9 protein-coding genes are annotated in these 8,289 nt (G+C 32.1%); 5 read left to right on the top strand and 4 right to left on the bottom strand.

Annotated features, from left to right (window positions below; translation table 11 throughout):
* The first annotated feature begins 14 nt into the window (after positions 1–14).
* From WBN21_RS08210 to WBN21_RS08220, 3 genes are read left to right on the top strand one after another with little or no spacing between them, the layout of a single operon-like run.
* Positions 15–530, top strand: a complete 516-nt coding sequence (locus WBN21_RS08210; RefSeq protein WP_424199211.1) for a hypothetical protein — start codon at positions 15–17, stop codon at positions 528–530.
* Between the two features lies 1 nt (position 531).
* Positions 532–717: a hypothetical protein gene (locus tag WBN21_RS08215; RefSeq protein WP_424199213.1), complete on the top strand. Its 186-nt coding sequence runs from the start codon at positions 532–534 to the stop codon at positions 715–717.
* Between the two features lie 35 nt (positions 718–752).
* Positions 753–2,444, top strand: coding sequence for a hypothetical protein (locus WBN21_RS08220; protein ID WP_424199215.1), 1,692 nt, complete (start codon positions 753–755; stop codon positions 2,442–2,444).
* Here the strand turns inward: WBN21_RS08220 and WBN21_RS08225 are convergent.
* Both WBN21_RS08225 and WBN21_RS08230 read right to left on the bottom strand, forming a co-directional pair.
* Positions 2,441–2,902: a GNAT family N-acetyltransferase gene (locus WBN21_RS08225; RefSeq protein ID WP_424199217.1), complete on the bottom strand. Its 462-nt coding sequence runs from the start codon at positions 2,900–2,902 to the stop codon at positions 2,441–2,443. The two genes, WBN21_RS08220 and WBN21_RS08225, sit on opposite strands and share 4 nt — an antisense overlap.
* The gene (locus WBN21_RS08230) at positions 2,895–3,914 is read right to left on the bottom strand and encodes a formimidoylglutamase (protein WP_424199218.1); all 1,020 of its coding nucleotides are present in this window, start codon (positions 3,912–3,914) and stop codon (positions 2,895–2,897) included. The genes WBN21_RS08225 and WBN21_RS08230 overlap by 8 nt, the downstream gene beginning before the upstream one ends.
* 116 nt (positions 3,915–4,030) lie before the next feature.
* On the opposite strand from WBN21_RS08230, the gene WBN21_RS08235 reads away from it, so the two are divergent.
* Complete coding sequence (locus WBN21_RS08235; protein WP_424199220.1) at positions 4,031–4,909, top strand: chromosome partitioning protein ParA; 879 nt, start codon at positions 4,031–4,033, stop codon at positions 4,907–4,909.
* Positions 4,910–4,961: 52 nt separating this feature from the next.
* Here WBN21_RS08235 and hutI read toward each other — a convergent pair whose 3' ends face one another.
* The gene (gene hutI / locus WBN21_RS08240) at positions 4,962–6,200 is read right to left on the bottom strand and encodes an imidazolonepropionase (protein WP_424199222.1); all 1,239 of its coding nucleotides are present in this window, start codon (positions 6,198–6,200) and stop codon (positions 4,962–4,964) included.
* Positions 6,201–6,448: 248 nt separating this feature from the next.
* Between hutI and WBN21_RS08245 the strand changes: the two genes are divergently transcribed.
* Positions 6,449–7,033: a Crp/Fnr family transcriptional regulator gene (locus WBN21_RS08245; protein WP_424199224.1), complete on the top strand. Its 585-nt coding sequence runs from the start codon at positions 6,449–6,451 to the stop codon at positions 7,031–7,033.
* A gap of 233 nt (positions 7,034–7,266) precedes the next feature.
* Here WBN21_RS08245 and WBN21_RS08250 read toward each other — a convergent pair.
* Positions 7,267–8,289, bottom strand: a 1,023-nt coding sequence (locus WBN21_RS08250; RefSeq protein ID WP_424199226.1) for a class II fumarate hydratase, incomplete at its 5' end; no start/stop codon positions are given.

Here is an 8,289-nt window from a genome sequence, read left to right on the forward strand (position 1 = left end):
CAAAATAAAAGATTATGACACTAGAACTCATCGTATTCATAGGAGCCATTTTATTCGGAATCTTCATGTATTGGAGAGAATCCAAAGGAAATGGACTTTATCGTTTTTTTAATAAAATGATAAATTCAAAAGAACTTCAAATGAAACCTCAAGACAAAACGGGATTTGTTTATCAACAAACTTTTTTACTGCGTTTAGTTTTTGTTGGGTTCTTGTTTTTAATAGGAATCGTGATAGTTCGATTTTTAATTCCTATTGATATTGCAACCATTTCCATTTTTGCATCCATGATTGTTGGTACTTTAGCAGGAACATATTTGGCTAATTTCATTTTTAAATCAAGCGAAGTTATTGATGAAAAAAGTGATTCTATTGAAGATATGGTTCATGATACCATTGAAAAAGGAAAAGACTTTATTGAAGATTTAAAAACTAAAGATGCTAAAGATGTTATCGAAAAAACTAAAGAAGTGCCAAAAGTAGAAGAGAAGAGTGCCAGAGAACGTTTAAAAGATAAAGGCTTAATGTAATATGAAAAATAAATTTAGATACACGTTAATTGTTTTATTTTCAATACTAATAATTATTGAATTATTCATTTTTGATTTTGATGCTAAATTTGGTTGGAAGAGTCTTATTCATATTTTCACTCCATTGCTAATGATTGTCGCCATGATGCTTAGTATCAAGCACGTGAAAAAACATGGAGAAAATTGAATTCATTTTAAAAAAAATTTATAAAGGGTAAACAAATGATAAAAGCATACTGGAATAAAGGAAAAAAGCAAAAAACAATAACCATTATTGTAGCTATAATTCTGCTTATAGCGTTGTTCGTTTTACGTGATGATTATCAACCTGCATTATTATTTGTTCGAAAATTCATTTTCATCATACTACTTAGTGGCATCATATTGTTTTTAGGTTTAAGAAAATTTCGAAAATCTGCTAGTACAGGTGGCCGATTGGGTATGCTAGCATTATTAGTTGTTTTCTTCGGGATTCTTTATGTTGTAGGTTGGCATTTTAAAATGTATGATTACATGAAAACGTATAATGTTTTCAATCATTTAAATAAAGTTGAAATAAATGAATTACCGCTAACACAAAATGAACGTATTCAGCCATTACGTAATGTGTTTTCTATGGCTAATGAAAGCGTGGGAGAAACCAAAGATGTTTCGCTTCCACATTTGGTAAGAATTGGTAATGAAAACAAATGGACCATGGCAATTCAACCTACCGAAAAGTATATGTGGCAAGGAATGACTGATAATACCGAAGAAGTTTTTGCAGTTTCAAGCACCACACCATTTCCAAGGTTTTCAAGTGAAAATAGAATTCCAGTAACGTTTTCTATCGGGGAATCTTTAAAGTTTAGTAGAAACACTTATAATGCTGTAGTTCAACGTTTCAACTTCTTCCAATTATTCACAATGGAGCCAAGTGATACTTATTACATGAAAAATGATTCAGACAAATGGGTTGAAGTTGTGAGTTTAATAAAATGGAAAGGGTTCTTATTTCCATATCCAACATTTGGAGGTGTTATGGTTATTGATAGTGGTGAGCATAATTTAAATGATTATATCGAGCGTATTTTAATTGGAAAAGGGAAGTATATTAGTCCTGAGAACATGAAGAATTATCCATATTTAATTGGACAAAATACCCTAGCTGAAAAAGTATCGCGTTTGCAAGCAGAATCCTTAAAATTTTTGGGTGGATTTAGTGATCCATTACCTTGGAATATGGAAACAGCAGTAAAAATTCCTAACCTTCCAGACGACCAAAACCAACAACCTTTTGTAACTGATTTTGATTTTTCTGACACTAATACAGGAGCTTATAGCGGTTTGTATCATTGGTTTGGACTAGAACCTGTAGGCGATGCGCGCACAAGTTTAACATACAGCGTATTTATACCAGCCGATGGAAGCGATAAATTTTATTTTTACGATCATGCATCAAAAAAACAAGGCTATGCAGGCGTTTCCGCTATGCCTTTAAAGGTAATAGAATCGCGGAAAGAATTTGATTGGTCGGTAAATAAGCCTGTTGAATTCAGACCATACATAAAAGATATTGCAGGTAGAAAACGTTTGTTTTTCTTAGGAACCATTTCTGCAATTCGTGAAGGTTCAGATAATTTTGATGGCTCTGCAACACCAGATTTAGCCTTGATTGATAGTGAATATCGCGATGTGGTTTGGATAGATGTGAAACACCCAAGCCAATGGGATAAAACGGTTTACGACCAACTAAACGAAGCATGGCGTTCTAGCGAAAAAATTGGCTATTATTATGCCGAAGAAACTAAAGTGATTGATTTACCTGAGACGGTAAAAGATTCCATTAGTTTTATTCCTCAAGTTGATAAAAAAGCTGAAGAAATTGCGAGATTACAGGGTAAGATAGATTCTTTGAAGGCAGTTGGGAATTAAAACACCAACTCCATTTTAATATTACAACGCTTATAAGGGCAATTGGCTTCCACAGGAATTTCAATAAAACCATATTTTCTATAAATATATATGGCGTTTTCAAGCTTTCTGCTAGAATAAATGATGAGCTTTGGCATAGCTTCTTTTTTTGCAAAATCAATACAATGTTGCATTAGTTTTTGTCCAATTTTATGCCCACGAAGTATTGGCGAAACTGCCATTTTAGTTAGTTCGAAAGCACCATTTTTGCCCAATGGCATTAAAGCCACAGTACCAACAATAGTATTATCAAGTTTTGCAAAAAATATGTGCCCCTCCTTATTAATAATGTAGGTTTCTGGTTTACTTAAAACCTCTTCATCATAAGGTTCTACATAAAAAAAGGTTTGTAACCATTCAATATTTAACGCATAGAATTCCTTGGCATATTGTTTTTCGAAAGCAATAATTTCAAACACGAGAAGCTTTTATAAAATCTGTTATTAAATAAGTAATTAGTTTACCAACTTGAGTAGCCGATTTTTTTGTTGGAGCTGCCTCACAAATATGCAAATAGGTTGCATTTTTATGCTTAGCGAATTGATTAAGTAGTTGCCTGGTTTTATTAACGCTAAAACCACTCGGTGTCATGGCGCTACTTGGTATGTTTTCAATAGCATCACAGTCAATTTCAATTCCAAAATTACTGTCAGAAATATGAGTTAATGCGCGTTCTATTTCATGTTTTAATTTAAGTTCCTTTCGCACTTCCAAGGCATCAAACGTATTGTATTTAATAGATTTTGATTTGTCTAATATTTTAAAAATATTATCAGGAGTATAATTTTCATGTAAACCAAAAATAAAGTAACTCCCAAGAAACCCTTCTGCGAAAGCATAACTAAATCCATTTCCGCTGTGGCGACCTTCTTCATTTCTAAAATCGGAATGGGCATCAATATTTAACACGTTAACAGGTTTTCCGAAAGCTAGTGAAGCTCCTTTTATATTCCCGTAAGCATTGTTATGTCCGCCACCAATTATAATTGGTTTTTTTCCAGCTAAAATAATTTGATGGATAATGTGCGTGACATAATCATCAATCTCCGAAACAATTTTTCTAGCACTTTTTATATCTTTTTTTACGGATGGATTTAAGTTTGAAATAGCTAATTGAGCTTCTGAAAAATCGAAATGCCCTAATATTAAAACCTTGTTAGCCCTTGTAAACTCATTACTTTGAATGTTTAACAAAACTTTAAGGGTGGCATCCCAAGCCTTTGATGTTCCTGTTTTTCCGTAATTTGCAAATACACCAACATCTTCTGGAATCCCTAAAATTACATGCGTAACATCTAAACTTGAAAGTTGTTCGTATATGTTAGAAATGCCGGTTAATATTTGAATGTGTTGACCGAATTTGGATTCACCAGTACGTTTGTCTAATAATTTTTTAAGTGAATTATTGTTAAATAAAACTAGTTTATCCATAAATTAGATGAATTTTGAAAAATAAAAATACATCATTATTTATTTAAAGCATTAAAACTAACAATTAAAATTACAACAAAAATTAATTAACCTTAACAACATTAAAACAAGTAATTATGGAAAACAACAAAAGTAACACAGGGCTTAAAGTAGGATTAGGGATTGCATTGGTTTTATTTTTAGCTACAGGATTTTATACAATGAACTTGTATAACAGCAGCAAAAAAGTACAAAATGAATTAACTGAAGAAAAGCAGTTAGTAATGAATGATTTAAACGCCATGGCAAAACAATATGATGATGCTATTGGAGAAAATGAAGTAGCAAACTCAAATTTAATTGAAGCTAGAGGCCGTATTCAAGGATTAATCGATTCTTTAAAAATTTCTGAAACTAACGTAAAAAGTTTATGGAGATATAAAAACAAATATGCTTCACTTCAAAAAGAAATGGATGTATTATTAGCTCAAAATGATTCATTAAGAGTTGAGAATTCTTATTTAGCAACATCTTTGGATAGTACACGTGTTCGTTTAGAAGAGCGTACTGTTTTTACAGATTCTTTATTAGTTCAAAACAATGCTTTGGCAGAAGTTATGTCTAACGCAGCAATTTTAAATACTGTTGGCTTAAAAGGATTTGGAGTAATTGAAAGAACTTCTGGAAAATTAATTCCTACTGAAAGAGCTAGTAGAGCAGATAAAATTAGAGTTTGTTTTACAGTTGCAAAAAACTCGTTAGTACAAGCTGGTGACGAAGAATTATATGTTCAAGTAATTGACCCTAAAAACAATACTTTAGGATTAAATGAGCAAGTTACTTTTGGTGAGAAAACTTTAAATTATAGCACTATTAGCAAATTTAATTATGAAAACGCAAGTCTTAATATTTGTGAGTTTGTAACATCTAAATCTGATTTTGAAAAAGGACGTTATATTGTAAACGTTTTTAACGCAAAAGACTTAGTGTCTACTTCAGAGTTTACTTTAAAATAAATCCATTGAACACTTAAATATAAAAAGCCTCAAACATAACGTTTGGGGTTTTTTACTTTATAATAGTTCCGTTTATTATGACTGTTTCTATATTGTTTTCACCGAAGGAATAAGGCAAATAATTATAGCTTGGTATTGGGTTTGTAATAATTACATTGGCCTTTTTTCCCTTAGTGATGCTACCGTAATTATCTGAAATTCCCATGGCATAAGCACCATTTAATGTTGCTGCATTAATGGCTTCCTCTGGTGTCATTTTCATTTTAATACAAGCTGTACTTACCACAAAATTCATATTACCACTAGGAGTAGAACCTGGATTATAATCAGTAGCCAAAGCTAAGGGCAAACCGGAATCCATTATTTGCCTTGCTGGTGTGTATGGAATACTTAAAAAGAATGAACAGGAGGGAAGTGCCACAGGCATGGTTTCACTTCCTTTTAATGCATCAATATCTTCTTGATTTAATTCTTCTAAATGATCCACGGATAGCGCTTTATGTTTTACCCCAAGCGCTACACCACCAAAAGCATTAAATTGATTAACATGTATTTTTGGAATTAAACCATATTGCTTTCCTGCGGAAAGTATAGCTTCGGTATCAGCCAACGAAAAATAGCCTTTTTCACAAAACACGTCTATATAATCAGCTAAGTTCTCATTTGCTATTTTTGGAAGCATCTCATTAATAATTACATCTATATAGCCTTTTTTGTTATTTATATATTCGTTTGGAAAGGCATGTGCACCTAAAAATGTTGCTTTAACTTTTATGGGATAGTTATCTTTAATACGTCTTATAACACGTAGCATTTTTAATTCAGACGCAACAGTAAGACCATAGCCAGATTTAATCTCTAAAGCGCCTGTGCCAAGTTTCATAACTTGTTTAACACGCTTAATAGATTGTTGGTATAATTCTTCTTCTGAAGTATTTTGAAGTGTATTTGCAGAGTTTAAAATGCCTCCACCACGATTAGCAATTTCCGTATAACTTAGACCATTTATTCGATCAACAAATTCTTGTTCTCTATTTCCTGCATACACAATATGTGAGTGAGAATCGCACCATGCAGGTAATACCAATTTATTAGTGGCATCAATAATGGTTTTTGCTTGATTATGAATGCATTTATCCATGGTGCCATAATCAACAATTTTATCATCCTCAATTAATAGAAAAGCATTTTTAAGGGTTGGTAAATGTTTCATTTCTGCACCTGAAACCTTAAATATATTTTGATTTCTTACCTGCAGAAGTTCTTTGATGTTGATTATTAGCATAGACATGTGAACAAATTTGTTAGTAAAACTATGAATTTTTTATCGATTAAAAACAGCAGATGCATTTTAACGAGCAGGTAAACAAATATAATTGCAAATTATAGATAAAGTAATTAACAACTATGAAAAAGTATTAATTTTGCCGCAACAAAGTATTATTAACTAATTGAAAAAGTTTTACCAACCAACCTGCTTTTTCAAGCATAATCATTTTCGCGCAAACGAATATGAAAATGTTAAATAAGGTAAATAGTATGAACCCTAACTTAGAATTTCTAAACTCGTTTTTAGATGTTTCAGAAGAAACATACCAAAAAATCGAGAAAATTATGACATACAAGAATCTTAAATCAGGTGATTTTATAGCAAAACCTGGTGAAATTTCTACCAAAGCTTATATACTAGTTTCTGGAATGATGCGAGCTTATTTAAGTTCTGAAAGCGGAAAAGAGTATAATAAAAACTTTTTTATGCCATATTGTTTCGCGGGCTCTTTAACTGCCTTAATAAAAAAACAAACTTCAAAATTATCATACGAAGCATTAACTGATTGTGTCCTTTATGAGGCTGACTTTTCAGACATAATTGAATTATGTAAAAAGGATATACAAATCAGTAATTTGTATAGCCGGGTTTTGGAACAGATTTATATATCAAATGAAGAACGACTGGTAGAGCTTATTACTATGAATGCCACAGAGAGATATATAGCACTACAGAAAAAAACGCCTAATATAGATGAACTTGTTCCACAGTATCAAATTGCATCATATTTAGGCATTACTCCAGTTCAATTAAGTAGAATTAGAAATAAGATTAAAAGTGAAAAAAATAAATAAAGAAGTTGAAACTTTTTGTAAGTTTTTATTTCTAACAGATAAAATATAAGCAAAATCGAGTTTTTTATATTTTTAATTTAACATATGTTAATTTTAAAAAGAAGTGTTAGTTATATATTTGGCTCGATTTCCTTGTGGATTACAATTTACTAAGGATTGATAACTAACCAACCAAAAAGACAGGCAAATTTACTTTACCTGTCTTTTTATTTATACACTATTTTAGTTAAGCCTTATTTAAGACTTCCAACCATATCTTCTGGTTTTACCCAAGCATCATAGTCTTCAGCAGTAACATAGCCTAAGTTTATAGCTTCTTCCTTTAATGTTGTTCCGTTTTTATGTGCGGTATTAGCAATTTCAGCAGATTTGTAATACCCAATTTTAGTGTTTAGTGCCGTTACGAGCATCAACGAATTGTTAAGAAGTTTTGTGATAACCTCTTGGTTTGGCTCAATACCAATCGCACAGTTTTCATCAAAACTAACACAAGCATCTCCAATTAGCTGAGCAGATTGTAATACGTTGGCAGCCATAACAGGTTTAAAAACGTTTAATTCATAATGCCCTTGCATACCACCAACAGAAACAGCTACATCGTTACCCATAACCTGAGCACATACCATAGTTAAAGCTTCACATTGCGTTGGGTTCACTTTTCCTGGCATAATGGAACTTCCAGGTTCGTTTGCTGGGATAATGATTTCACCAATTCCAGAACGTGGGCCAGAAGCCATCATTCTAATGTCATTAGCAATTTTATTTAATGATACTGCCAATTGTTTTAATGCACCATGAGTTTCAACTAAAGCATCATGTGCCGCTAAAGCTTCAAATTTATTAGGAGCAGTTATAAATGGTAACCCAGTAAATTCTGCAATATATTCAGCAACACGTTTGCTATATCCTTTTGGCGTGTTTAAACCAGTTCCTACGGCTGTTCCTCCTAGTGCTAATTCACTTAAATGAGATAAGGTGTTTTCTAGGGCTTTAATACCATGATCCAATTGAGCAACATAACCAGATAATTCCTGACCTAAAGTTAGTGGAGTAGCATCCATAAGGTGGGTTCTACCAATTTTAACCACATTTTTAAATGCTTCAGATTTTTTCTTCAATGTATCACGTAATTGCTTCACACCTGGAATAGTTGTTTCAACAATTTTCTTGTAAGCCGCAATGTGCATACCCGTTGGAAACGTATCATTTGATGATTGTGATTTATTTACATCATCATTTGGTTGAATGGTTTTTTC

It is taken from the genome of Algibacter sp., from assembly GCF_049667265.1.
GTDB lineage: Bacteria > Bacteroidota > Bacteroidia > Flavobacteriales > Flavobacteriaceae > Algibacter_B.